Annotated in this window: 29 protein-coding genes; 1 reads left to right on the forward strand and 28 read right to left on the reverse strand. The window is 64.2% G+C overall.

What is annotated here, in order from left to right; all coding sequences use genetic code 11:
• Positions 1–33: 33 nt before the first annotated feature.
• From DTA15_RS24865 to DTA15_RS24880, 4 genes are read right to left on the reverse strand one after another with little or no spacing between them, the layout of a single operon-like run.
• Positions 34–750 carry a DUF2612 domain-containing protein gene (locus DTA15_RS24865; protein WP_006488854.1) on the reverse strand — a complete coding sequence of 239 codons (717 nt, stop codon included), beginning with the start codon at positions 748–750 and terminating at the stop codon, positions 34–36.
• A 1-nt stretch (position 751) separates the two neighbouring features.
• Positions 752–1,939, reverse strand: a complete 1,188-nt coding sequence (locus tag DTA15_RS24870; protein ID WP_006488913.1) for a baseplate J/gp47 family protein — start codon at positions 1,937–1,939, stop codon at positions 752–754.
• On the reverse strand, positions 1,936–2,286 hold the full coding sequence (locus tag DTA15_RS24875; protein WP_006488821.1) for a contractile injection system sheath initiator: 351 nt from the start codon (positions 2,284–2,286) through the stop codon (positions 1,936–1,938). The genes DTA15_RS24870 and DTA15_RS24875 overlap by 4 nt, the downstream gene beginning before the upstream one ends.
• Positions 2,287–2,293: 7 nt before the next feature.
• On the reverse strand, positions 2,294–3,085 hold the full coding sequence (locus DTA15_RS24880; protein WP_006488810.1) for a Gp138 family membrane-puncturing spike protein: 792 nt from the start codon (positions 3,083–3,085) through the stop codon (positions 2,294–2,296).
• Between the two features lie 13 nt (positions 3,086–3,098).
• Between DTA15_RS24880 and DTA15_RS24885 the strand changes: the two genes are divergently transcribed.
• Positions 3,099–3,512 (forward strand): hypothetical protein, encoded by a 414-nt coding sequence (locus DTA15_RS24885; RefSeq protein WP_006488811.1) that lies wholly within the window; start codon positions 3,099–3,101, stop codon positions 3,510–3,512.
• Here the strand turns inward: DTA15_RS24885 and DTA15_RS24890 are convergent.
• From DTA15_RS24890 to DTA15_RS25005, 24 genes are all read right to left on the reverse strand, one after another.
• A complete protein-coding gene (locus tag DTA15_RS24890; RefSeq protein WP_034178307.1) occupies positions 3,509–4,474 on the reverse strand; it encodes a phage protein in 966 nt (321 codons plus the stop codon). The two genes, DTA15_RS24885 and DTA15_RS24890, sit on opposite strands and share 4 nt — an antisense overlap.
• A 181-nt stretch (positions 4,475–4,655) precedes the next feature.
• The gene (locus DTA15_RS39195; RefSeq protein ID WP_012493237.1) at positions 4,656–5,138 is read right to left on the reverse strand and encodes a hypothetical protein; all 483 of its coding nucleotides are present in this window, start codon (positions 5,136–5,138) and stop codon (positions 4,656–4,658) included.
• A 13-nt stretch (positions 5,139–5,151) separates the two neighbouring features.
• On the reverse strand, positions 5,152–5,466 hold the full coding sequence (locus tag DTA15_RS24900) for a phage baseplate plug family protein (RefSeq protein WP_006488856.1): 315 nt from the start codon (positions 5,464–5,466) through the stop codon (positions 5,152–5,154).
• The gene (locus tag DTA15_RS24905; protein WP_006488828.1) at positions 5,466–6,071 is read right to left on the reverse strand and encodes a phage baseplate protein; all 606 of its coding nucleotides are present in this window, start codon (positions 6,069–6,071) and stop codon (positions 5,466–5,468) included. Before DTA15_RS24905 ends, DTA15_RS24900 begins: the two co-directional genes overlap by 1 nt.
• Complete coding sequence (locus DTA15_RS24910) at positions 6,068–7,855, reverse strand: glycoside hydrolase family 73 protein (RefSeq protein ID WP_006488896.1); 1,788 nt, start codon at positions 7,853–7,855, stop codon at positions 6,068–6,070. Before DTA15_RS24910 ends, DTA15_RS24905 begins: the two co-directional genes overlap by 4 nt.
• The gene (locus DTA15_RS24915; protein WP_006488906.1) at positions 7,848–8,033 is read right to left on the reverse strand and encodes a DUF6889 family protein; all 186 of its coding nucleotides are present in this window, start codon (positions 8,031–8,033) and stop codon (positions 7,848–7,850) included. Before DTA15_RS24915 ends, DTA15_RS24910 begins: the two co-directional genes overlap by 8 nt.
• Entirely contained in the window at positions 8,030–8,482 is a 453-nt protein-coding gene (locus tag DTA15_RS24920) for a phage tail assembly chaperone (protein ID WP_006488838.1), read from the reverse strand. The genes DTA15_RS24915 and DTA15_RS24920 overlap by 4 nt, the downstream gene beginning before the upstream one ends.
• A 2-nt stretch (positions 8,483–8,484) precedes the next feature.
• Positions 8,485–8,925, reverse strand: coding sequence for a phage structural protein (locus tag DTA15_RS24925; RefSeq protein ID WP_006488900.1), 441 nt, complete (start codon positions 8,923–8,925; stop codon positions 8,485–8,487).
• A gap of 17 nt (positions 8,926–8,942) precedes the next feature.
• Positions 8,943–10,754, reverse strand: coding sequence for a DUF3383 family protein (locus DTA15_RS24930; protein ID WP_006488916.1), 1,812 nt, complete (start codon positions 10,752–10,754; stop codon positions 8,943–8,945).
• Between the two features lie 9 nt (positions 10,755–10,763).
• Entirely contained in the window at positions 10,764–11,354 is a 591-nt protein-coding gene (locus DTA15_RS24935; protein ID WP_006488819.1) for a phage neck terminator protein, read from the reverse strand.
• A 4-nt stretch (positions 11,355–11,358) separates the two neighbouring features.
• The gene (locus DTA15_RS24940; RefSeq protein WP_006488908.1) at positions 11,359–11,730 is read right to left on the reverse strand and encodes a hypothetical protein; all 372 of its coding nucleotides are present in this window, start codon (positions 11,728–11,730) and stop codon (positions 11,359–11,361) included.
• 3 nt (positions 11,731–11,733) lie between these two features.
• Positions 11,734–12,216, reverse strand: a complete 483-nt coding sequence (locus tag DTA15_RS24945; protein WP_006488871.1) for a hypothetical protein — start codon at positions 12,214–12,216, stop codon at positions 11,734–11,736.
• Positions 12,217–12,244: 28 nt separating this feature from the next.
• Positions 12,245–12,628 carry a DUF4054 domain-containing protein gene (locus DTA15_RS24950; protein ID WP_006488870.1) on the reverse strand — a complete coding sequence of 128 codons (384 nt, stop codon included), beginning with the start codon at positions 12,626–12,628 and terminating at the stop codon, positions 12,245–12,247.
• Between the two features lie 55 nt (positions 12,629–12,683).
• Complete coding sequence (locus tag DTA15_RS24955) at positions 12,684–13,109, reverse strand: STY1053 family phage-associated protein (RefSeq protein ID WP_006488891.1); 426 nt, start codon at positions 13,107–13,109, stop codon at positions 12,684–12,686.
• Positions 13,110–13,118: 9 nt separating this feature from the next.
• Positions 13,119–14,156, reverse strand: coding sequence for a DUF2184 domain-containing protein (locus DTA15_RS24960; protein ID WP_006488835.1), 1,038 nt, complete (start codon positions 14,154–14,156; stop codon positions 13,119–13,121).
• Positions 14,157–14,166: 10 nt separating this feature from the next.
• Entirely contained in the window at positions 14,167–14,655 is a 489-nt protein-coding gene (locus tag DTA15_RS24965; protein ID WP_006488861.1) for a structural cement protein Gp24, read from the reverse strand.
• A 12-nt stretch (positions 14,656–14,667) separates the two neighbouring features.
• On the reverse strand, positions 14,668–16,029 hold the full coding sequence (locus tag DTA15_RS24970) for a DUF2213 domain-containing protein (RefSeq protein ID WP_229699569.1): 1,362 nt from the start codon (positions 16,027–16,029) through the stop codon (positions 14,668–14,670).
• Positions 15,986–16,657: a phage head morphogenesis protein gene (locus tag DTA15_RS24975; RefSeq protein ID WP_227743152.1), complete on the reverse strand. Its 672-nt coding sequence runs from the start codon at positions 16,655–16,657 to the stop codon at positions 15,986–15,988. The genes DTA15_RS24970 and DTA15_RS24975 overlap by 44 nt, the downstream gene beginning before the upstream one ends.
• Positions 16,566–18,149, reverse strand: a complete 1,584-nt coding sequence (locus DTA15_RS24980) for a DUF1073 domain-containing protein (RefSeq protein ID WP_006488827.1) — start codon at positions 18,147–18,149, stop codon at positions 16,566–16,568. The genes DTA15_RS24975 and DTA15_RS24980 overlap by 92 nt, the downstream gene beginning before the upstream one ends.
• Positions 18,146–19,693, reverse strand: coding sequence for a phage terminase large subunit (gene terL, locus DTA15_RS24985; RefSeq protein ID WP_012493235.1), 1,548 nt, complete (start codon positions 19,691–19,693; stop codon positions 18,146–18,148). Before terL ends, DTA15_RS24980 begins: the two co-directional genes overlap by 4 nt.
• Positions 19,644–19,958: a hypothetical protein gene (locus DTA15_RS24990; RefSeq protein WP_012493234.1), complete on the reverse strand. Its 315-nt coding sequence runs from the start codon at positions 19,956–19,958 to the stop codon at positions 19,644–19,646. Before DTA15_RS24990 ends, terL begins: the two co-directional genes overlap by 50 nt.
• Before the next feature lie 80 nt (positions 19,959–20,038).
• The gene (locus tag DTA15_RS24995) at positions 20,039–20,218 is read right to left on the reverse strand and encodes a hypothetical protein (RefSeq protein ID WP_006492883.1); all 180 of its coding nucleotides are present in this window, start codon (positions 20,216–20,218) and stop codon (positions 20,039–20,041) included.
• A gap of 108 nt (positions 20,219–20,326) precedes the next feature.
• Positions 20,327–20,920 carry a hypothetical protein gene (locus tag DTA15_RS25000; protein WP_012493233.1) on the reverse strand — a complete coding sequence of 198 codons (594 nt, stop codon included), beginning with the start codon at positions 20,918–20,920 and terminating at the stop codon, positions 20,327–20,329.
• Positions 20,917–21,246, reverse strand: coding sequence for a hypothetical protein (locus tag DTA15_RS25005; RefSeq protein WP_006488874.1), 330 nt, complete (start codon positions 21,244–21,246; stop codon positions 20,917–20,919). Before DTA15_RS25005 ends, DTA15_RS25000 begins: the two co-directional genes overlap by 4 nt.
• Position 21,247 lies beyond the last annotated feature (1 nt).

The following is a 21,247-nucleotide window of genomic DNA, read 5'->3' on the forward strand; positions in this document are numbered from 1 at the left end:
CGCCGCGCGAGAATCGACGGCAAAGGAAGATGGTTAAGCGAGGACTGAACTGTCGAGCGCGAACGTGTAGTCAAGCTCGTTGGGAAGAGCGAGGGCAGATACACCCCATGAACCTGAATCGAAGCCCGCGATGAGCTCGTTGCTGACGTCGAAGCCGAATAACGGAGTGCCCTGTACCGAAGTCACGACGTAGTTGACGTGCACGGCCTCTGGCTTGATCGACAACAGCCCGTTGTTCAACAGCGCGATGTAGAGCGCAGTCGGTTGCGCACCTGCGATGCCGATCGTGATCGACATGTCGCAGTTGTCCTGGATGAAAACGAGTGATCCGGGCGGTGCCAGTGCATCCAAGATCGCCTGCGCGGCCGCCGGCGTCCCATCCCAGTGATTGGCCGCGATCTTCGTGCGCAGAACGGCGAGATACGTTTCGTCGTCGAGCGATGTGAGACCGGTATCGGGATCGTACGGGCCTTTCCACACCCCCTGATCGAATCCGAGGCCATCGACGTCGAGTGAGAAGTAGACGCCCGTCAGCGGCGTGGCAACCTCGCGACTCCGGCCGATCCACTGACCGAGAACATCGAGCTGCACGCCGACGGCATCGTCCAGATCGAATGCTGCAGGGATGCCCTGCAACACGTTGATCTGGTCGACAACCGGCTGCATCAGCGCCGCTACGACCGCCATGTAGCGCGGCTGCGGTTGATGCTCCGACGTGATCAGTTGCGAGTAGTCGTCGAGCGTAGCCATATCAACCCGTGGTGATCGTCACCTGAGACGGCGTGCACACCGCCTGCTCATTGAACAGCAATGCCACATCCGGCGCGCCGGCGCCGCGCGGCCCCGTCAGCACCAGATTCTTGATCTTGAATGTGCTGGATCCCGGAACGGATTTCGACGCGGTGATACATGAATCCCATTCAACGCACTGCGCTGCACCACCGCCGATCGCGACGCTGTTGATGTAGTCGGAGATGGCTTGCTGCATGGCCTGTCCGATGAAGTTCGTATAGCCAGGCAGAACGCTGATCGTGACTACGGCATTGATCCCAGCATCGGTCGGACGGTAGAAATTGATCGTGACCGGAATTCCCTTGCTGCTGACCACGACGATGCTGGTGGTCCCGTCGGTTCCACTGCCGGGGGTCTTCTTCACCGCGATTGCATTGGCGATCGACGATGCGTCGCCACCTTCCACCACCAGCGCGATCGAATGCGGTAGCAGCCCATTCGCATCGGTGAGCGACGTATCGTTTTCGTACGCTGCATATTTCGCGACGCCTGGAAGGTTCGCTACCGCGCCGACGATCCCGTCAAGCACGGTCTGAGATGGAAGTGCGGTCGACACGGACTGGCGCTGACGAAGCGCCGGATCTTTCTCGACCGGCGCCCCTGCCGCTGCGTCGGCCGGATTCGATACGGTCTGCCAGCCACGCGTCGGCGTGCCGATCTGGTCGATCGTGCCGGCGAGCGCCGCGATCGCGCCGATCGTCGTGCACGTCGCTGTAACCGTGATCTCGCCGGTCGGCGGGATCGTGACCGCCGCCGGGAGCGCCCACTGATAGTTGTTGCCGTCCTTCGCGATGCCGTTCGTGATCGTCGTCCCGGCCTGGCCGATGATCAGCAGGTCAGCCGTCGAGTACGACGCGACTTGCCGAGCGATGCCGTTGATCTTCACGTTGCTCGACAGGCCTGCGCCGACCGCTTTTGACGGGCTGAACGAGTTGTAGACGCCGATGCAGACCGAGTTCACGTCCGCGATCGCCTGCGCGAACACCGCGAGCAGCTGCCCGTCCTGGCTGTCCGGATCGATGTAGACGTCCGTTCCGTAGATCGCCTGGTACTTCGCCTGGAAGTACGCATAGATGTCCGCGTAGGTCGGCGCGGTGATGCCGTTCGCGTCGATCGTCGGCGCGACTGTGGTGAGCGTCGTCGTCACAGGGTGGTCTCGATAGTGGTTGTGCCGTAGAGCGTCGCGATCGTCGCGGTGACGGTCAGCTTGCGGGTCGTGCTGTCGAGCGCACTCGCATATGCAGTGATCTCGGTGACTCCAGTCGTGCCGAGGATGCAGGCACGAATCGCCGCATCCGCGGTGCCCTGCGTGTTCTTGCCGATCACGGCCGGCCAATCCATGCCGACCGTCGTATCGAGAAACCACTCGCCCCGCAGCAGCCGCAGGCGCGTGATCACGGCCTGCGCGACGGCGTCCGGCGAGTTCACGAGGAAGTCGTTCGCCGACCCGCCGAAGACGTAGTCGCCTTCAGCGTCGAGTTTTCGGTATCGCATGGGTGTCTCAGTTGACGTTGCCGCTGTTACCCGGGCCGGGCTGGACGCCGTTGTGCGTGTGCGAGTCGTCGATGCGCTTCCCGTTGGCGGTCAGCGTGCCGACGAAGTTGATCGTGCCGGTGATCACTGCGGCCGCGCCGCTCACCGCGCTGCCGATCATCCCGCCGAGGAACGAGAACAGCCCCTGCACGATCACCGCGCCGCTGAAGCCCGACTGCGGCGAGTTCACGGTCAGCGACGTCGAAGCATTCACCGTAACGGTCGGCGCGGTGAGCTCGATGCTCGTCGGCGCGGCGAACTTCAGCGTGCCCGCCGATGGATTGAGGTCCACGAACGTCCTTCCGTCGTCGCTGCGCAGCTGCGCGGACGTGGTGCTGAAGCCCGACAGCGCGCGCGGCCGCGATCGCACGCCGACCAGCGCGAATCCGTCGGCGAGCGAATGGATCCGCGATTCGGCCTGCTCCTGCACGCCACCCGACTGCCACCATGCATCAATGCAGCGCGACGCGAACACCACCAGGCACTCGTCGCCGGCGGCGATCGGGAACGTCGCCGTCACGCCACCGCCGCCCTGCCAGACGACCGGGCAATCGGTCAGCAGCGGAAACGGCGACGTGCTGATGGTGCCGTCCTCGTTACGAATCGAGTCCTTCGTGCCCAGTTGTATGGATACCGTCATCGCGGTCGGGTCGAACGATTCGACCGTTCCAGGAAGCGCCGTCCAGACTTCGGTTAATCTTGCACCGATGGCATGCTTCAACGCCTCCAACTCGTCGTCGGTTCGTTCGCGTCTATCCATGGGGAATCAAAAAATGAAGAAGCTCGTTTTGCTGGCGATGCTGGTGTCCGGTGCCGCATCGGCACAAGATGCCTACGTAATGTTTAAAGGGTCACCGGCAACGGAAAACGTGTCTGCAGAACGATACATCTACGTTCTATTCAAAAACAAACCTTGCAAACTTCCGATCGCGAACGCGCCTTACATGCACAAGGCGGCGATATTCAATACAGAAAACCCAGATATCGGCTGCTGGGGTAAAACGCTCGATGCGAGCAACGCAGAGGTATTGATCATCGGGCCGCACGGACACAAGAGCACGGCAGCATTAACCGAGTTTTACTCGGCAACCCTCGACAAGGACGGGACGGGACATCTCAAGGGACGAGCGATGAGCTTCGATGAGTATTTCAGCAACATCAAAAAATCACAGCACCGCTCGGACTAACCAAACCTCTTGATCGCGCTCTCAGGCTGAACCACCAAATTATCTGTAATCGATCTGGCCACCGATGTAGCATCCGTGGCAAGGCACAGCGCCTCGCTATGCCACTCGTTCCCGCGCGTATCACCGCGATGGTTTACCGACATCAGATAATAGAAGCCATCTGAATCGATTTTGTTTTCAAGTTGTGCCCGGCCTTGATCGGCTTGCTGGTTGATATTCAAGCTGTACTGATATTGCTGAATGCTGGCGTTGTTGAGGTGCACCAAGCCCCCGATCTTCAGGCTCGGGTTCAGCAGCGTCTGGAAGCTGATGCCGTTGATCATCTGCACCGGCCAGCCCACCATCCCGGTCTTCGAGTTGATCTCGGGGATGTCGTACGGCGCGTACGACGTTTCCGGGATCATGATCACCTTGCCGTCCTGGATACTCCAGACCGTTTGCGTTGCACGCGCGACGTTGCGTAACACGTCCCGCGCCAGGTTGAATATCGGCTTCCCGCGCGGCAGTGGGTTGCTCGGCAGCGGCGCAATGTATCCCGCCGTGACGCCATACTGAGCCATCGCCTGCAGCGCCGCGTTGACCTGATCCTGATATGTCGAACCGGCCGCCAGTGTCTGCATCACCTTCGCGAAGCAATAGGCCGAGTCTCCGTCCGCCGCGAGCACGTTCAGGAACGTGTCAGTCGGGTTGTCCCGGCCGCGCCATACCTGCTTGATCTGACCGTCGAAGATGATCGAGAAGTTGCCCGGGTAGCCGGCCTGGATCACCATGCGCGTGAATTCCTTCTCGACGCGCTTCGATGTGTTGTCGGAAAGGTTGTAGATTTGGACGAGCGCGGAATTCGGGGTCTCTCGGTCGCCGCGCTTAATGTCGAATTTGACTCTCAGGTCCGAGAAGTCGAGCGCGTTGCCCACGTCCTGACCGATGATGAGCGAAAATTTCCGTCCGAACTGTTCAGCCATCGCGACCGCCAACAAAAAGGCCCCGCCGAAGCGGGGCCCGTCCACAACTCTGGTATGTTTACCGGCTCCTACACCTCAACAACACCAGAGACCATGGCTACATCGAACAATAAGCCTGTCGTGCCGGACCCACAGCCTGTTTATAGAGCGCCAACGCGCGATGGGTTCAACAAGGGGACGCCTACGCCGCAACCCTCCACGCCACAAAAGCCGCAGCGATAAATACGAGCGGGCTGGCTGCGGCGGCGAGCCGCAGCCCGTTCAGCCATTTCACCACACTTACGTTGCTCTTAGCAGCCACATCAATGCGCCTTTGAAGGCCAATAACTTCAGCCTCCTTGAGATCCTCAAGCGAGAACGAAGGTTGGTAGATGTTCCTCGGTTCGTTATAGATGTTTGGCATCTCCCGAAACATGAGGCACTTCCAAACGAGCAGCAAACTCAGGACGAGAAACCAGCCCGTGAATGCGATTGTTCCGATCGACAGCCAGTTGAAGCTGTTCTGATCCAGGGCCTTCGCCCCGTACGCAAGGCCGCCGCCGAGGGCAGCGAGAAAGACGGTCAACGTCGTAGCCGCATCTTTCGCGATCACATCAGCACACGCATGATGCGTTTTCAGATTTTCGATAGCCGATTTTTCAACCCAATCTAGCAAATCGCTCATTTCCACCTCGTCATCAGTCGGCGACCCAATATACCTTACTGCCTACGCCCAGATCATCGAACGTCGGAACGTCGTCCGGATCTGCCGCACCCTGCACCCATAAACGACCACCGAAACCCAGATAGGCGTATTGCCCCAGCAGGTCTACACCGGTCACGAGAGGAATGCCGCTGACCATGGGATTTCCATCCTCATCAGCTACGTCGAGGATCCACCCCGCACCGCCAGCATTCCGATATTGCACCGTCAATCGATAATCGATCTTTCCGAGCGTTATTTTGAACGTCTGCGGATCTGCCGTCAGCGGAATTTCGAGATACGTCACCATCATTGCATCCAAGTACTGGCAGGAACCGATCCTCCCGGCGCCGGCGTTGCCGGCGCGGCGGACTTCACTCCCGCGTTCTGCGTCTCGGCAGTGGCAGCCGGATTCGCCTGGTTGTCGCGCGGCGACAGCTTCGTCGCCTGCGTGCTCACGATGGTTACCTGCTTCAACGTCGCGGTGACCATCAGCGCAGCACTCGACTTCCGATCGGTGACGGTCGACAGTCCCTGAATCAGCATGTTCGAGTACTTCCGGCGCGTCGTGACGACGTCAAACCGTTCTCGGCTCGCCTGCAGCTTCAACAGCTGGCTGTAGATCGCGTCGACGTACGTGCCGGTCGCCATCGTGTTCGCGCCCGCCGGATCGAACGAGACGACCGCCGCCCCGAGCAGCGCCGAGTAGTCGGCATTGCTCCAGCCGCATTTGATGATGAGCTCGCGCGGCCGCATGTACGCATGGTCGTTGATCGGGGCGCCATCCTCGACCGGCTGCTCGGTGATCATGAGGTTGTCGCTGTACACCTCCTCGACGATGGCCGAGATCGTGATGCTGCCGATCTTCTTACTGCCGACCAGCGTGACATCGAGGATGTCAGAGATGCTCGTCATCCTCCCAGCCCTCCCGCATATCGGATCGTCTCGTTCGCTACGTTCTGCTGCTCGCGCGCGACTGACCGGGCCGTCGCATCAGGGTCGGCGCTGCCCCGCACCTCGATCCTTACGTCCTGCTTCACCTCGATGTGCGTCGGGCGATCACGATCACCGGGCGAAAGCGGCGTCCACTGCGAACCCTGCAGCATGTCACCCATGATCTTTTTCAGCTTGCTGCCATACTTCGGATCGGTCGCATACACACCGGTCAGCGCGTCGGCGAATGCGAACGGATCATCGAGGTGCGTGCGTGCCTTCGAATACGGCTTTCCCTTCGCTAGCAAGTTTGCGTGCGCGGTGAACGCGTCGGCCATCGAGTCGTAGTCTGCGAAGCGTTGGACCATCCGAACGCGCTTCCCGTTGATCACCTCATGGGTGACCACATCGGTGCCAGCCTCACCCTTCCGTGCCTTGATGCCGAAGGGGTTGTTCTTCCCCGACATCTTTTTCCCCCAACCGCTTTCCTGCACCCATTGCGCGAACGTGACGAGCGCGGGAATACCCGATCGGGCTTCGGATTCCTTCGACGCGGCGATCGCGTCAGCAATGCGCTGCGCCACGCTGCTCGGCGGGGCGTTCGCGGCCGCCGGTTGACCAGCTGCGATAGGAGGTGACGCACGTGTCGCGTCCCCGGCAGCTTTAGCCTGAGCCTGTTTTGATCCAGGGCCATCGATCGTCGCGCCAAGCGCTTGTCGCCGCTTTAGCTCTTCGTCCTCCCCTCGGTTCAGCCCTTCGCTGTGGAAAAGCAACCCGAGTGCGCCGGCCCGTCCGAGCAGGCGACCACCCCACGGCAACAGGCGGGAAAGCAAGCCAGCGCGCCCCGCGGCAGCGGCACCGGCGGCAGCAGCACCCGCGCCCGTCGCCCCGGCCCCTGCGGCCGCAGTTGCAGCTGTCTCAGCAGCGGCAGCCGCTGCCGTCGCCGCAGCCTTCTCGACACCCACGCCAAGCGCTCTGCCGACTGCCGCTTGCACGGCCTTTTGCGCGCCCATGTACGTGAGCAGGCCACCGCCGAGCGCGGCGCCAGTCTCGATACCGAAAGTGCCAACGGTGCCGAACGTGCCCTCCAAGCCGCTCTGCATGTGACGCAGCGCGCTCATCAGGCTGTGGCCGCCGTTGTTCGCCGTATCGACGCCGCTTTTTATATAGTCGCCCTTCGCCCGGTCGTACGACTGCTGGTATGCCTCATCGCGCATGCCCAGCATGTAGTTTTCGTCGATGCCGAGCTGCTGCGCATACTGGGCACCGAACCACGCCGGCTTCTTCGCCATCGCCTTGCCGATGTCGTTGACGATGTCGACGGTGTCGCGCAGCTGTCCATTCGCGTCGCGCGTCTGCACGCCCAGCGAGCCGATGTAGCTCTCGCCGGACGGATTGTTGCGCATGAACCTCGCGACATTCTCGATGCTGCTCTGCGCCTGGTCCGCGGACACGCCGACGTCCTGAGCGGCGTTGGCCACCGCCTTCAGGCTGCTCGCCGCAGAATTGGTCCGACGAGCGGCGAAATGCAGGTTCTCCAGCTTCTGGGCGAAATCGACCGTACGAGCTGCCACGAACGCCGTTGCGCCGACGAACGCGGCCGCCATCGTGACGGCCGATTTGCCGGCCTTGACCTGAGCCTTGTCGAGTTCCTCGGTCTTCTTCGTCGCCCCCTCGACACCGTCCCGGAATTTTTTCTCCGAGTCGACATCGATCTTGAAGCCCAACGCGACGAGGAATTCGCGGATGACGGACGATTCAGCCATGCTTCTGTTCCTGTCTGCGGCGCGCAGCCGCTTCGTTGTCGGCGCGTACCGCGATCGCATCGTTCATCAGCGCGATGTCGGCAAGGCCGAGAGTGCCGTCGAGCAGCGACTCGTACTTGCACCAGCCGCGCGCGACCGGCTCAAGGAGCCAATCCTCGCCGCCGGGCAGCGTCTTCACCCAGCTGGTGTCGCCTCGCTCGGGCTGCTCGCCAGACCGGTAAGCAGCCCTTGAATAAAAGGCCCGAGGTTCTCCATGATCACGTAGCCGGTGAGCGTGAGCATGGTGCCCATGTCGATGTCATCGAACATACACACGTCCTGCGTCGGCGACCAGACGCGGGCCCAGACAGCGCCGTGATGCCGCTCGACGACGCGCATGCACGCGCCGACGACGTATTCCGCGTCGTCGTCTTTCATCCGCGACAGCGCATCCATCACCGGCTCGATCGACGACGCGAGCAGTTTCAGGTTCTTCGTGAGCGGTACGTCGGACGTTTGGAGGTCGAGATAGGACCGGATCAGCGGGGGCAGCACAGTTGCGATGCGGCGGCTCACGTGGAACTGCCGCATCGCATCCATCTTGCCGAGCTGGTACCGGTGGCCGCCGATTTCCTTTTCCGTCGCCATGGTCAGTACGTCCCGAGCAGGCTATCGATCTTGATCGAGTCGAAGATCCATTCAACGATGTCGCCGTCCTTCGCGTAGCGCAGGTCCGGCGCCTTCTTGAACGCGCAGCTGCGTGCCGTGATGACATCGCCGGCCGCCGTCTGCGAAACCTCGATCAGGTTCTTGCCCCAGAGGGCGCTCGACAGCGACTGCGCGTCGTACATCGCCATCAGCTTGGCATTGACGGGCGCGGTCTTCAGATAGCGGAGCGTCACCTGCCCGGACTTGTCGGCGTGCAGGCTGTGCATGCCCTCGCCATCCGAGCCGATGGTCATCGTGTTCTTGTCGCCCGCGCGCGCGATCACGATGCCTTCCTCGGCGGTGGCCTCGCCGTAGCCGAGCGAGAACACGCCCGTCGGCCCGATGATCGTCGCCGTGACGTCCACAAAGCTGTAGGTGCTCATGGTGGTTTTTCTTCCTTTTACCGGTTGACGGTGAGTGCGATGTCGACGTCGCCGATCGCGCCCGCCTCCTTCGCCGCGACCTGGAACGACACGGACTTGCGTACCTCGCGATCGGCCTGCGATTGCGACGAGATCGGGGGCGTGTACACGTAGTAGCCCTTCGACAGCGTCTGCCCCTTCACGATGGCGCCGAAGCCGGCCGAGTTCCATACGCCCGGTGCGAGGTAGCCGTTCGTCACAGCCTGGTCGCACACCGACGAGATCGCGCCGGCGATCAGCGCGTTGCCCGCGTCCGTCTGCGGGATCTTCGTGGGGCTCTGGTACTGCAGGTTGTAGACCTCCGTCTGGACCGCGTTCTTGAACCAGATCGCGTTGTAGATCGAGTCGACGAAGATGCCGCTCGGCGTGACGCCGTACTGCACGATCGCGGTGTTGTTCTGGTACGCCGCGAAGACGTTGCAGTTCTTCGCCTGCAGCGCATTGGCCTGCGACGTCGACAGCGCCTCGGCGACGATGCCCGGCTCCTGCTTGTAGTCCATCGTGATCGTCGTGCTGTTGCCGTTGAAATCGACGATCAGCAGACGGCCGAGGAACGAGCTGATCGCGTACGGGCTCACGCTCGAGTACTGGATCACCGAGTACTGGTAGTTGAGCGCTTTCAGGCGGCTCGCGAGATCGGTGGTCACGGTCGAGTCCAGCGTCTGCGGGTTCTGGGTCGTGATCCCGTAGATGTGCGCCTGGTCGGCCTCGATCATCGCCGCAACTGCGACGTGCTGGTCGTCGGTCACCGCCGTGTCAGCGATTTCGAGACCGAGGAACTGGTTCGCGAAGCGGTCGAGGAAGATCGCGACAGCGGCCGTCGGCTGCTCGGCCGAGATCCCGTTCACCGGTGCCGACGCGAGCGCGCTCGTGAGGCCGAGCATCGCCGAAACGTCGGTGCCGGAGCCGGGCGCGGTCGCGTAGCTGACCGTCGATGCGGCGACGCCGCCAGCGAGCGTGGCGCCAGACAGCGTGATGGCGCTGCTCGATTTCGCAAGCGTGATCGCGTTGCCGGCGTTGCCCACCGCGATCGCCGTCACCGTCGTGACAGCGCCGGTCGTCGCGTAGCTGCACTGCGACAGGTTGGCGTCCGTCGACGCAGCGAGGAACGCCTGCAGGTTGGCTGCCGTGGCAGCCGCGCTGGCGCCGATCAGCACCTGGCTACCGGTCGGCGCGGCCGAGACGAACGTCACGGCGGTGCCGTTGATGGTGACCGTGTCGTTCGCGGCCGGGTTCGCGGTCAGCGTGATCGTGCCGCTCGCGGCCGCGCCGATCCCGCTCGACTTGCTCGTCACCTGGAACTGGCTGCCCGTCCACACGACCGTCGCATACGACGCGAGTGCAGCCTGCACGATCGCGGCCACGCCGTTGAGGTTCGACGCACCCGAGAAGTTCAGCGCGGACACGTTGCGCGCGGTGCCATCAATCGTGATGTTGAACGCGCCGTTCGTGATCGCCTGCCACTGCGCGAGCGCCTGCTGTGCCGCCGACAGCACGCCGCCGAGCAGCGAGCCCGACGTCGCCGTCTTCGCCCAGCGGCCGATGCATACGCTCTGCGGCTTCGGCGTCTGGCCGAAGTACAGCGCGGCAGCGAGGTATTCCGGCGCTGCGGTGCCGTAATCGGCCGCCACGTCGGTGATCCCGGCATACGGGCGCATCCGCTCGTTCGTGTCGATCACCGTCGATGCGCCCAGAATGAGCGCGGTGTTCAGGTTCGCGCCCTGCGCCGCGAGCGCCGCGAGGCTGAGCGTCACGTTGATGCGGCGCGATACCGGCAGTCCGTTGGACATGCTGATCCCCTACAGGTTGACGTTTATGGTGGATGTGACCGGCGGCGACGCGTCTGTCGTCGTCGACGCCTGCACGGACTTCAGGTTCAGGACCGCATACGTGCGCGTGACCTTGCGGCGCAGCTTCACGGTCATGTCGTACCGCCGCACCCATTGCTGGTTGACGAGGTCAGGCGCCGGCCGAATTGCGCCGACGCCGACGAACGCCATGTCCTGCAGTTGGAGCTGCTCGCGGTTCTGCGGGACTGCGAGGCCGTCGGCGAGGCGCTGCGCGTATCCCTTCCCGTTCGGCCCGTAGAACGTGCACATCACGTCGATGTCTTGATGCCGGATGTACGTGTCGTGCCCGTCTCCCGCGCCGTCGTGTTGGATCACTGGCCCCGCGTCCGGCTCTTGTTCTTGCACGCCGAACGCGCACCAGTTCACAGACGGCTCGGGCTGCTTTGGCACCTTCGATTGCCAGCGCGGCCGCACTAAGTCGAGCGGCAGAGCCGTGATACCCGCGATCAGGTCGTGAACCAGATCGTCGAGCGCGTCGTCCTCGGGCGGCGGCGCATCGACGGCTGGCGCCAGGTATCCGCCTGTCGAGCTGTCATTCATGGGGTCATCCGGAGAGAGGCTTGAGGTCGCACGTCGCGCAGACGAAGCCGCGGCCGAAGTGCGAGTAGTCGTTCACGTTGACGACGGTGTATGTGCGTCCAGCCCACACGACTTCGTCGGCGTCGTAACCCGCGCCCCCGTCGATCAGCCGGAACATCGTGTGCAGCGTGATCGAGCCGATGATCCGGCTGCCGTCGGCGTTTCGATGCAGGATGTCGCCCTTGTCGCTCGTCACGACGGCCGAGAACGTGGTCGCCGCCGGCGTGTTCTGGCCGCGCCCGTGCGCGTCGACGGTCTGCGTCATGCGGTTACAGACCAGGCCCGTATCCATGAAATCGGGATCGAGCAGGACCTCGGTAACGTCGAGGAAAGCCATGCGCTACCCCTTCTTGCGGATCACGTATGTGATCGAATTGCGGTACTGGCCGGTATCGACCAGCGTGTTTTCGCGCGTGACGCCGCGCCGGCGCCGCGCTTCGAGCGTCGATTCAGCCAGTTCGGGAGCGATGTTGCTGTTGACCTTCGCGCGCACGGAGTTCTGCGCCGCGATGCCGGCCATGTTCAGTCGGCGCTCGACCTGTTCGAGGTCGCCGTCGAGCGCCGCTTCGACGCCCTTCTGGAGCTGCGGCTCGAACTTCGGCCGCGCGTCCTGCACGCCTGGCACGAGGTGCGGGCGCGCGGGAATGTTGTTCGCTGGGGATCCAGTCTCCTGGATGTAGCCGATCTCAGCGTTGCTGAGCGGCTCGCCGTCGTCCTTGCGGCCAGCTGTACTGTCGGGCACGCCGACGAGCACTTCCTGCCGAACAAGGCCGGCGATCGACTTCAGCACCTCGTCGAGGCGGTCGACTTTCATGCTGCCCATGGGATTCTCCCGACGGGCAGCGGCGGCGCTACAGCTGCATGCCGCCCGCGCCCATCATCATCGCGAGGCTGAGATAACGGATTCCGTACATGGTGCTGTTCCAGAATCCGCCGTCCTTGATGGCGACGGCCGCCGTGTCGTAGCTGGCGCTGACCTTGTCGACCGACTTGGCCGACTGCGGCCCGGTCACCTGCCCGGGCACCGCGCCGACGGCCGCCGCGTTCTGGTCGCGCATGGACAGCGCGACGTGGTGCGCGGTGCAGAGCCCGATGCCGATGTCGGTCAGCTCCTGCCAGCGATCCGGATTCACGAGCGACACGGACACGGTCAGCCAGATCTGGATGACCGCGTCGGGGTATAGCGTCGAATTCTGGAATTCGGGGAACGTCTGGCGGAACTGAGCGATGTCCACGGGTCACCTTCGGTTGGAGATGGCGGGCGCGCCGATGGCGCCCCGCCTGCGGCCATTATGCCTGCTTGCCACCCTGCTTCTGGCCGCCGCTTTGCTTCGCGGCAGCGGCCTGAGCGGCCTCGAACGCCGCGACGTTCGACGCATGCTCCAGTTCGCGCGCGGCAATCGAGCCCTCGCGCGCGTCGAGCTCGGCGGCACGCGCATCGATGCCCTTCGACATCGCGTCGAGTTCGGCACGCTGCTCGGCCAGCCGACCGCCCTCGGCTTCCAGCTCAGCACGCGCTGCGGCGAGCGCGGCCGTCATTTCGCCGCCGGCCGGCGCCGTCAGCGCATCGCCCGGGTCACCGAGGTGGTGCTTCACGTACCAGTTGTCGGCGACGGCATCGTCGACCGTGTGCATGCCGACCGGGAAGTCGGTGTGCTTGCCGTCGGCGCCGAGCAGCTTGAACGCCTTCGCAACGTAGATCTTCGTCTTCGCCATGATGCCCCCTTACACGCCGTCGCGGTAGCCGATGGTTTCCGGATACACGACTTCGACGACGCCGAGCCGGCCGAAATACGTCGTGAGCTGGCGAATGTCGCGGTACTCGAGCGGCGTGCGCTGCAGCGGCACGAGCGGGAAGCGCACGCGGTTCTTGTCCTTCGTGTACGCGACCATGCGGTTCGTGTTGCTCGCGCCGCGGTTCGTCAGCCACTTCGACGGGTAGATCTCGAGCGGGCGCCCGTTGATCGCGTTCGACAGCGAGTTGTTCTTCAGGAACTGCAGGATGCTGATGTTGCCCGCGCTGCTCACGATTTCCGAGTTCAGGCGCGAGAAGTTCAGCGGGTCGATCAGCAGGCGCTCCGGGCACACCGCGTATGCCGACGCCGCCCACACGCTGTTCAGCAGCTCGTTCACGTCCGCGAGCATCTGTGCCGGCGTCGCCGAGCCCCAGTTGCCGGCGATGGCGTTGCTGGTGTTCGTCACCGAAGCCGCATTCACGAGGCCCGTCACGCCGAGGACCGGATCGCCGATGTACACCTGCTCGTCGACGTCCATGTTGTGCTTCAGCTGCATGCCCTCGAACTTTTGCTGATCGACCGGGCGGCCCAGCTTCTGCGCGGATTCGAGTTCCGGGATCGTCCAGCCGATCTGCATGCCCCAGAGGGTCAGCGGGTTCGGCGTCTTGCCGATGTCCAGCGACAGGCCGGCGATCGCGCTCGCGTCCTTGCCGATCCACGACTTGCCGTTCGGCGAAGCGCCGCCGGCCGCCGCGAACGTCGAGTTCGTGAACGACGAGACCTCATCAGCGATCGACACGTCTTCGCGCAGGTCGATGTCGCGCGACCAGGTGACCGACGCGAGCGGCATGTGCAGCGTCTGGTCGAGCCGTTCGAGCTCGCCGACGAGGAACGAGCCGGTGCTGTCGATCGTGGCCGCATCGAACGTCATCAGCGCGTCGCGCGTGCGTGCGCGGATGATCGCCGGGGCGCCGACGATGGCGATGCCCGCCGCGCGGGCGAGCAGCGTTTTGTTGTGAGTCGTCATGTCGGCTCCCTTAGATGTTGTAGGCGATTTCGACGTTGCCGGCGGCGTCGGCCGCCGCCATGAACGTCGCGCCGGCGATGGCGATCGTGTTGGTGCTGTCGGCCGCCGCTTCGATGCCGCCGATCGGCTTGCCGGCCGCGGCCGCCGCGACGCGCACGTAGACCTGGCCGTTCAGCGCGGCGACGCCGGCGTTCAGCTGGACGGTCATGTAGCCGCGACGCAGGATGTCGGCCGGCCCCTTGGTCGGGGGCGTCGACGTGCCGACGGGATCCTGCGAGCTCTGCGTCGGAAACGGGCGCACGAGCAGGCCGTAGACGGCCGTGGCGACGTCACCGGCGCCGATCGGCACGAACTTGCCGCTCACGACCTTGCCGAACAGCCCATACGCCGAGAACGCGTTCGACGGATCAAAGAATCCAGTCTCGACTGTGGCCTGCGACTGCCGGCTGATGTCGCCGGGAATGCCCGAAGGCATGCGAAACAGAATTGCGTTGCCCATGTGGCACTCTCCTTATTGGCCGGCCCGCTTGGACCAGAATTCCGCGTTGCGCTTGTTGATGTCGGCGATCGTGGTTGCCTTGCCGAAATCGCGCGTGTTGATCTTGCCGCTCGATGCGCCGGCATTGTTCTTCGCGCGCATCAGCTCGGCCGCGCCGGTGAAGATCGTGTCGAGGACGCGTGCCGGCATAGTGTCGAAGTCCGGCGCGCGGCCGCCGAGGAACGGAGCGATCGCGGCGCGGCCGGCGTCCGTCTCGTATGCCTGATCGAGCGCCTTGCGCTGGCAGCGGCAGAGCGCGGCCGCACGGTCCTTCGTCTTCAGACCGTCGAGCGTCGGGAGCTTCACGCCAGGCGCGAGGATCTCGGCGCGCGCCGGGATCAGGCGCGCCGCGTCGCCGGTGTACAGGTCGACGCCGGACTGATCGAGGCGGCCCGCGGTTTCGGCCTCGATGACGGTATCCGTCGTCTCTTCCGTCTCGTCGTCCTCTTCCTCGTCGTCGTCCTCGGTTTCGCGCTCGCGTTCGGCGTCGCGCGCCTCGATGCGCGCCATGCGGCGGTCGAGCGAGCGCAGCGTCTTCAGGATTGCAGCGTTGTCGCCGGTGCGGCCTTCGCGGTCGGCGGCCTCGCGCCGCTCGCGTTCTTCCTCGGACTCTTCGTCCATGGCTTCCTGGCCTTCCTTGAGCGCTTCCTCGACGCCGGCTTCATCCTTGGCCTTCATGGACTTCATCAGGCGATCGAGCCACGCCGGCCGGCGCGGCGGCTTCGTGTTCGGCTTGCTGTCTTTCGTCTTCATCTCGGGTTCCTTATCGCCGATCGCGCAGCGCGGGCCGCAGCGGCCGCGAGGGACGATGGCTACGTGGTTGACAACGATGTTCCGCTGTACCCCGCGGCCGGGTGATACCTGTTCGTAGTCCGCCTCGTAACCGAGGCTGACCTCTTCGATTTCTTCGTCCTGCACCGCGTCGATCGCGTCCTGCGCGGTGATCAGCAGGTCGGCGAGGATCAGGTCGTTCTCGATGCCGTCGCCGCGGCGGATGTTCAGCATCACGCCCTTGCCGAGCGCGGAGAACGTCGCGGGCGTGACGAAGTCGTCCGGATGGTCGAGCGTCACCGGCTTACCGGCGCAGCTCGCGAGGGTCTCGTCGCGAAACACCTCATCCGGGGTGCGGCTGATGCGGATCAGGCCGTCAGGGCCGGCCTCGATCGGCACCTCACCCTCGGCGTACAGCATCTCGCCGGTGCGCGCGACGGGAACGTCCTCGCACAGCAGGAAGCCCTCGGGCGTCAGCGAACGCTTCGGCCCGAGCTTCTGGATGGTGAAGAAGCGCATGTCAATCCTTTGGAAGAACAACCTCGGCCCAGCAGCGGCAGCCATAAATACAGCCCGCGTGCGCGCGCCTGCCGGTTCTGCGGTCGGCGACTGGAGGGTTGTCCCATGTGATGAAGCGGCCTTCGAGAATCTGATGATCCTCACGCACGTCAGAATCGTCCGCTGTCCGCCAGAAGTAACCTGGGCTGCCGATGCGCAGCGCGCGTGCTTCGGTCAGATTTGCTGCCGTTCGGCCTACTTCAGTGCGTGCGATGAGGTCTGCGCGGCTTTTAGCCACGCTCCCGGACGCCTGGATCATCTTCGAGATCTCAGCAGCTCGAGTTCCGTCCTCGAGCGCCTCGATCGTGAGCCGGTGAACGCGCTCTGCGGCGTCGAGCGGGATCGACTTGATCAGCGTCACCTGCTCGGCCATCAGCGCGCGCATCGTCTCGCCAGTCGGTGCGCGCCGCAGCTCGTCGCGCAGCGCGCGCGACATCTCCTGCGCGTTCTGCATCCACGCCTGCTCGTCGCGCCGATTCAGGTCTTCCAGCATCCGCGCAGCGGTCGCCTCGGCCCACGGAGTGAGCGCCTCGGCATACCGCCTAAGCAGCTGCTCGATCGTCGGCGCCGCGGCGGGATCGCCAGGCGGAAAGCCATCGACCAACGCGCCCACCTGCTGCGCGATCTTGCGCAACTGCGTTCCGTACCGACGCTCCGGGCCGCTGAGACGCACCGGGTTTTGGCGGCGCTTGCGATCCGTCGTTCGGGTCATCAACATCGGGTGGAAGCTCCGTTTCGGGCGCGGGCGGAGGCTGGTCCTCAGCCTCCTTGATCTCTTCGTCGGTGATCGACGCGAACACGCCGGTGCGATGGCTGGACGCGCGCAGCTCCTTCATGCCGCCGGCGGGCGTCATCAGGCCCGCGTCGACCGCCTTCGTCACCGCATCGGTGATCGTGTTGGCCGTCGTCGCCTTCTGCTCGTCGGTCATCTGCCAGAGCGCGCGGAAGTCGTACGAGAAGCCCTCGGGCGGCTTCGCGCCGAGCACCGAGCGGAACATCACCTCGAACAACTGGTTCAGCGCGCGGCGCAGCCGGCGCTCCTGCTGCTGCTTGATGTTGTCGTAGTACGTGCGGAGGTCAGACTCGCCGGTCGCGTTCAGGCCGGCCGGCGACTGGCCGAGCAGCCGCACGAGCGGGATCTGCAGCGCGCCGGCGAGCTGCTGTGCGAACTGCAGCAGCACGGCATCGAGGCCGCTGAAGCCATACTGATCGACCTGCAGATCGTCCTCGGCGTCGATCAGCGACAGACCTTCGTTGGACTGGAACCGCCGGATCATGTCGACGTTCTTCAGAAGCGCCTCAAGCGCTGGGCCGCCCATCGCGATGACCTCGCGCAGACCCTTGATCTTGAGGGTGCGCAGGTGCGCCTTGAACACGAGCTGCGCGGCGCCCATCGTCGTGCTGTCGAACGCTACGAGACGGTCGATCAGGCGCTCGATCACCGACTGTCCCCACAGGTTCTCGGCGATCTTCTGCCAGTACGGCAGCGTGACGCCGTCGAAGCGCAGCACGCGGCTGTAGTGGATCCGCTGGCGCGGCAGCGCCATCGAGTCCGCGACGACGTCGTAGTACTTCGGCATGCCGAGATCCGGGCCGGGCTCGGTGACCAGATCGTTCAGCGTCGGTTGAACGAGCCAGCGGTCGAGCACGCAGAGCCCCTTGAACTGGCCCTTGTCGATCGTATCGAGGCGCAGCGGCTTCGACGCGTCCTGTCCGTCGATCATCATCACCGCCAGCGCCCCGCCGTACAGCCGCGCCCACTTGATCGTGTCGCACAAGCTGTCCCAGACCGCGAGGTTTTCGAACTCCTGGTTCAGCTTGTCCTTGTTCTCGGGCGTGATGTCGGAGCCGATCTCGACGCCCATGCGCGTCATGTCCTCGGCGACGACGTCGACCGCCTGCCCGACGATCCACGACGACCGGTACATCGCCTCCATCTGCACGCGGTTGCGCGAGATGAAGTCGAATCCGTACTGGTACGCGGACGCCTGGTTCGGTGTGCCGAGGCCGACGCGGGCCTCGAAGTTCTGGAAGCTGTCCGGCGTCAACCAGCGCTTCGCGTTGGCGGAATCCGCAGCCATCGCGCGGTATTGCCGCTGCTCGGCCTTGCGTTGCTTTCGATTCATCCTGCCAACCTTTCCCAGAGACGTGTGACCCGGCCGCTACCGAGCAGATCGTTGATCGCGTCGACCATCGGGTCGATCTGATCGTCGTGCGCGTGCGTGTCGTCCGGCGTGAACGCGTCGCACTCGGACAGGAAGTCGCTCACCCACGGCGCCGACTCGGGCACGTACACCAGCCCGGATTCGATGTAGCTGACGATGTCCATGACGCGCGTCAGCTTGTCCTTGTCGCGCTCGATACCCTCGATCGGGATGCCGCCGTCGGCCCGGATGTCCTGGATCAGCCCCGTGCCGCTCGCCTTGTCCTCGACGCGCATCTTCACGAGCGCCGAGTTGCCCGGGCCCACCCATGCGAGATGCTTGTTCCAGAAGTCCAGAGCGCGGCGGCGCAGCTCCGGCGCTTCCCACTTCCCGCGGACAAGGTCCAGCAGGTAGATGCGACCGTTCTTGCCGAGCCCCCAGCATTCGAAAACGCTGTAGTCGTTGCGCTCGGCCGTCTTCTGCGCGGTGTCCGCGTAGATGACGCGCTTGAGCAGCTCGGGCACCTCGGCGTACCGGCCGAAGTTGGCGCTCTTGATGATCCCGCCGCCGAGCGGCGACGGCCGTTGCATGTACTGCCCGCTGAACACGTACCGGTCGGCCTTCTCGCTGGCGAGCAGGTCGTCGAGCGGTTCCTTGTACGGCCAGTAGCTGAAGCGTCCGTCCTCGTCGCGGTCGGCCATCTCGACCATGTCGCGCACGCGCTCCGGCAGCGCCGCGACGTACTCGTCGGTGATCAGCGCCGGGATCTCGATGAACGTCCAGTCGCCCGGCACTTTTCCGGACTTGATGAAGCCGGTCGGATCCTCTTCGGCGAGCCGCTGCATGATCACGATGATCGGCGTGTCCGGATTCGCCTTCCGGCTCTTCACGGTCGACAGCAGCTTGCGGTTCGCCTTGTCGCGGTTCGTCTTGCTGTACGCGTCCTCAACCTTCAGCGGGTCGTCGATGATGATGGCGCCCTGCCAGCCCTCGGCCATGTGGCCGGCCCGGAAGCCGGTGATCTGGCCGCCAAGCGACACCGCGTAGACGCCGCCCGCCTTCTTGCCGTCGACTACCACGTTCCAGCGCTTCTTCGACTTCGCATCGTCGGCGATCGCCAGCGACCAGAGCGCCTGATACTCGTCCGAGGCGACGATCTCGCGCGCCGTCTCGCTGTTGAGCAGCGCAAGGTCATCGGAGTAGGAGATGTGCAGGAAGCGCGCGCGCGGGTTGAGCGCGAGGCCGCGTGCGATGAGGTTGATCGCGACGAGCTCAGTCTTCGACGAACCCGGCGGCACGTTGATCACGACGTTCTTCAGCTCGCCGTCGATGACGCGCTGCACCGTATCGGCGATCAGCACGTGGTGCCAGTTCACGCGGAACTTGATGCCCTGCCGGTGCTTGAAGAAGTACCGGCTGAAGAACAGGTGATCGCGCTCGCACTTCGCCTTCAGGACTGCCCGCTCGACAGCGGGATCAATACTCGTCCTCGAGTTTTGCGACGGCCGCGGCAACCTGCTTTTCATCGACAACCACCGTTCTCTGTTCGATCGGGGCGCCGTCCCTTCCCGTGATCTCTGTGTGCTGCGTCGCTTTCCCGTACCCTCTATCGAGCAGCTCCTTGGCTGCGGCGATGCGTGCCTGATCGCTCTCGGACGTCTTCAAAATATTCGCCAGTTCGGCGATAGCGGCCTCACAGTGCTTTTGGGCCAGCGCCTTTATCTCGGCCGTCACCTTGTTCGGTCTACCCGGAGGACGACCAGCTCCGGGCCTTTTCCCTCCAGCTGCCATTTGATTTCCTACAGTTTTTTTTCAAAATGTTCGTGCCGGTCTATTCCCGGCTGCCATCCGCGTTGCGCGGCGAGCGGGGGTCACGGCACCGGAACGGGCCGCGGCGGGATATCGAACAACGCCTCGGCTGCTCGGCGTGCCGCGCTCGGTTCAGAGCGCTCGGGCCGCCTGCGCTTCGCGCGCGCCTCGGCTTCCTGCTTCGCCTGCAGCACCAGCATCGGATCGCGGTACATGCGGGATTCGAGGATGCGGAAACTCATGGCAGCAGCTCCAACGCAAAAAGCCCGCTGGCTTTCGCTCAGCGGGCTTTGGACGCACGTATCACGTGTATCGAATATCGCGGATTATTGTGCATGAAATGCACATCGTCAAGTGGTTTCACTCTCCTTCAACAATCCGATCTCGTTGAGCTTCCGCTCGATCTCGCGCCATGCAACCTGCGCAACACCAACGGATTCACCCTTTCGGTCGCCCTCGATCCAAAGGCGCACAGCCGCGTTCTGCTTGCTCACGGTGTTCCGATGCGCCCCGCATTCGTCGGCGATCTCCGACAGATCGCATTTCACGCCGAACAGCCGCTCGATGATCGCGCGGCGCACGCGGTAGTGCGAAAAGCCCGAGCAGTATGCTGCGGATGCGCGCGTCAGCCAGCCGATAGCCGCCTGCCACTCGAGGTTCGGCGTGCTGCCGCTGCAGCATGCCGAGGCGCACGAGCACGGCAGCACATGCGGCGCGGCGCGCGCGACGATCACCGACAGGTGCAGCTCGGGTAGCGTTTCCAGCTCGCGCCGGATCATGCCCGCTTGGCCCGCGCCGACGAGCCCGATCAGCCCCATCCCATCACCGCCGATCTCGCCGCGCATGCGCTTCGCCATGATCGTCTCGCCGTATTGCTGCGACGAGTAGCAGAGCGCGAAGCGCACGGCGTCGAATGCCGATTTGAACTCGATCACATCGCTCATTGTGCACCCCGCGTTGTCATCGCCAGCGCGCGATGGCTACTGAGCCAGCCCGCATACCCCGTGAGGTGGCTCGTGAAGTCCGGGCGGACGCGCGTGTCGACGTGGCCGCTGCCGCCACACGTACCGGCCAGCGAGAACATCTGCCCGCGCCGCTCGCCGCGCTTGATGTCGACGCGCGTCATCGCGCGGTCGCTCGCGAGCAGATGCCGCACGGTGGACAGCGGCACGCCGGCGCTGCGCGCGAGATCGTGCGCCGTGTAGCGCCGGCCCGGCTTCATGACCGACAGCACCGTGTCGAGGGTGATTTTCGTGGGTTTCGTTTTCAAA

The sequence above is a fragment of the Burkholderia cenocepacia genome (assembly GCF_900446215.1).
Lineage (GTDB): Bacteria > Pseudomonadota > Gammaproteobacteria > Burkholderiales > Burkholderiaceae > Burkholderia > Burkholderia cenocepacia.

Excerpts from the sequence above, each read along its gene's own strand:
- DTA15_RS24865 (WP_006488854.1), bottom strand. The coding sequence starts at position 750 with ATGGCTACGCTCGACGACTACTCGCAACTGATCACGTCGGAGCATCAA.
- DTA15_RS24875 (WP_006488821.1), bottom strand. The coding sequence starts at position 2,286 with ATGCGATACCGAAAACTCGACGCTGAAGGCGACTACGTCTTCGGCGGG.
- DTA15_RS24880 (WP_006488810.1), bottom strand. The coding sequence starts at position 3,085 with ATGGATAGACGCGAACGAACCGACGACGAGTTGGAGGCGTTGAAGCAT.
- DTA15_RS24885 (WP_006488811.1), top strand. The coding sequence starts at position 3,099 with ATGAAGAAGCTCGTTTTGCTGGCGATGCTGGTGTCCGGTGCCGCATCG.
- DTA15_RS24890 (WP_034178307.1), bottom strand. The coding sequence starts at position 4,474 with ATGGCTGAACAGTTCGGACGGAAATTTTCGCTCATCATCGGTCAGGAC.
- DTA15_RS39195 (WP_012493237.1), bottom strand. The coding sequence starts at position 5,138 with ATGAGCGATTTGCTAGATTGGGTTGAAAAATCGGCTATCGAAAATCTG.
- DTA15_RS24900 (WP_006488856.1), bottom strand. The coding sequence starts at position 5,466 with ATGGTGACGTATCTCGAAATTCCGCTGACGGCAGATCCGCAGACGTTC.
- DTA15_RS24905 (WP_006488828.1), bottom strand. The coding sequence starts at position 6,071 with ATGACGAGCATCTCTGACATCCTCGATGTCACGCTGGTCGGCAGTAAG.
- DTA15_RS24910 (WP_006488896.1), bottom strand. The coding sequence starts at position 7,855 with ATGGCTGAATCGTCCGTCATCCGCGAATTCCTCGTCGCGTTGGGCTTC.
- DTA15_RS24920 (WP_006488838.1), bottom strand. The coding sequence starts at position 8,482 with ATGGCGACGGAAAAGGAAATCGGCGGCCACCGGTACCAGCTCGGCAAG.
- DTA15_RS24925 (WP_006488900.1), bottom strand. The coding sequence starts at position 8,925 with ATGAGCACCTACAGCTTTGTGGACGTCACGGCGACGATCATCGGGCCG.
- DTA15_RS24930 (WP_006488916.1), bottom strand. The coding sequence starts at position 10,754 with ATGTCCAACGGACTGCCGGTATCGCGCCGCATCAACGTGACGCTCAGC.
- DTA15_RS24935 (WP_006488819.1), bottom strand. The coding sequence starts at position 11,354 with ATGAATGACAGCTCGACAGGCGGATACCTGGCGCCAGCCGTCGATGCG.
- DTA15_RS24940 (WP_006488908.1), bottom strand. The coding sequence starts at position 11,730 with ATGGCTTTCCTCGACGTTACCGAGGTCCTGCTCGATCCCGATTTCATG.
- DTA15_RS24945 (WP_006488871.1), bottom strand. The coding sequence starts at position 12,216 with ATGGGCAGCATGAAAGTCGACCGCCTCGACGAGGTGCTGAAGTCGATC.
- DTA15_RS24955 (WP_006488891.1), bottom strand. The coding sequence starts at position 13,109 with ATGGCGAAGACGAAGATCTACGTTGCGAAGGCGTTCAAGCTGCTCGGC.
- DTA15_RS24960 (WP_006488835.1), bottom strand. The coding sequence starts at position 14,156 with ATGACGACTCACAACAAAACGCTGCTCGCCCGCGCGGCGGGCATCGCC.
- DTA15_RS24965 (WP_006488861.1), bottom strand. The coding sequence starts at position 14,655 with ATGGGCAACGCAATTCTGTTTCGCATGCCTTCGGGCATTCCCGGCGAC.
- DTA15_RS24970 (WP_229699569.1), bottom strand. The coding sequence starts at position 16,029 with ATGGCTGCCGCTGCTGGGCCGAGGTTGTTCTTCCAAAGGATTGACATG.
- DTA15_RS24980 (WP_006488827.1), bottom strand. The coding sequence starts at position 18,149 with ATGAATCGAAAGCAACGCAAGGCCGAGCAGCGGCAATACCGCGCGATG.
- terL (WP_012493235.1), bottom strand. The coding sequence starts at position 19,693 with ATGAAAAGCAGGTTGCCGCGGCCGTCGCAAAACTCGAGGACGAGTATT.
- DTA15_RS24990 (WP_012493234.1), bottom strand. The coding sequence starts at position 19,958 with ATGGCAGCTGGAGGGAAAAGGCCCGGAGCTGGTCGTCCTCCGGGTAGA.
- DTA15_RS24995 (WP_006492883.1), bottom strand. The coding sequence starts at position 20,218 with ATGAGTTTCCGCATCCTCGAATCCCGCATGTACCGCGATCCGATGCTG.
- DTA15_RS25000 (WP_012493233.1), bottom strand. The coding sequence starts at position 20,920 with ATGAGCGATGTGATCGAGTTCAAATCGGCATTCGACGCCGTGCGCTTC.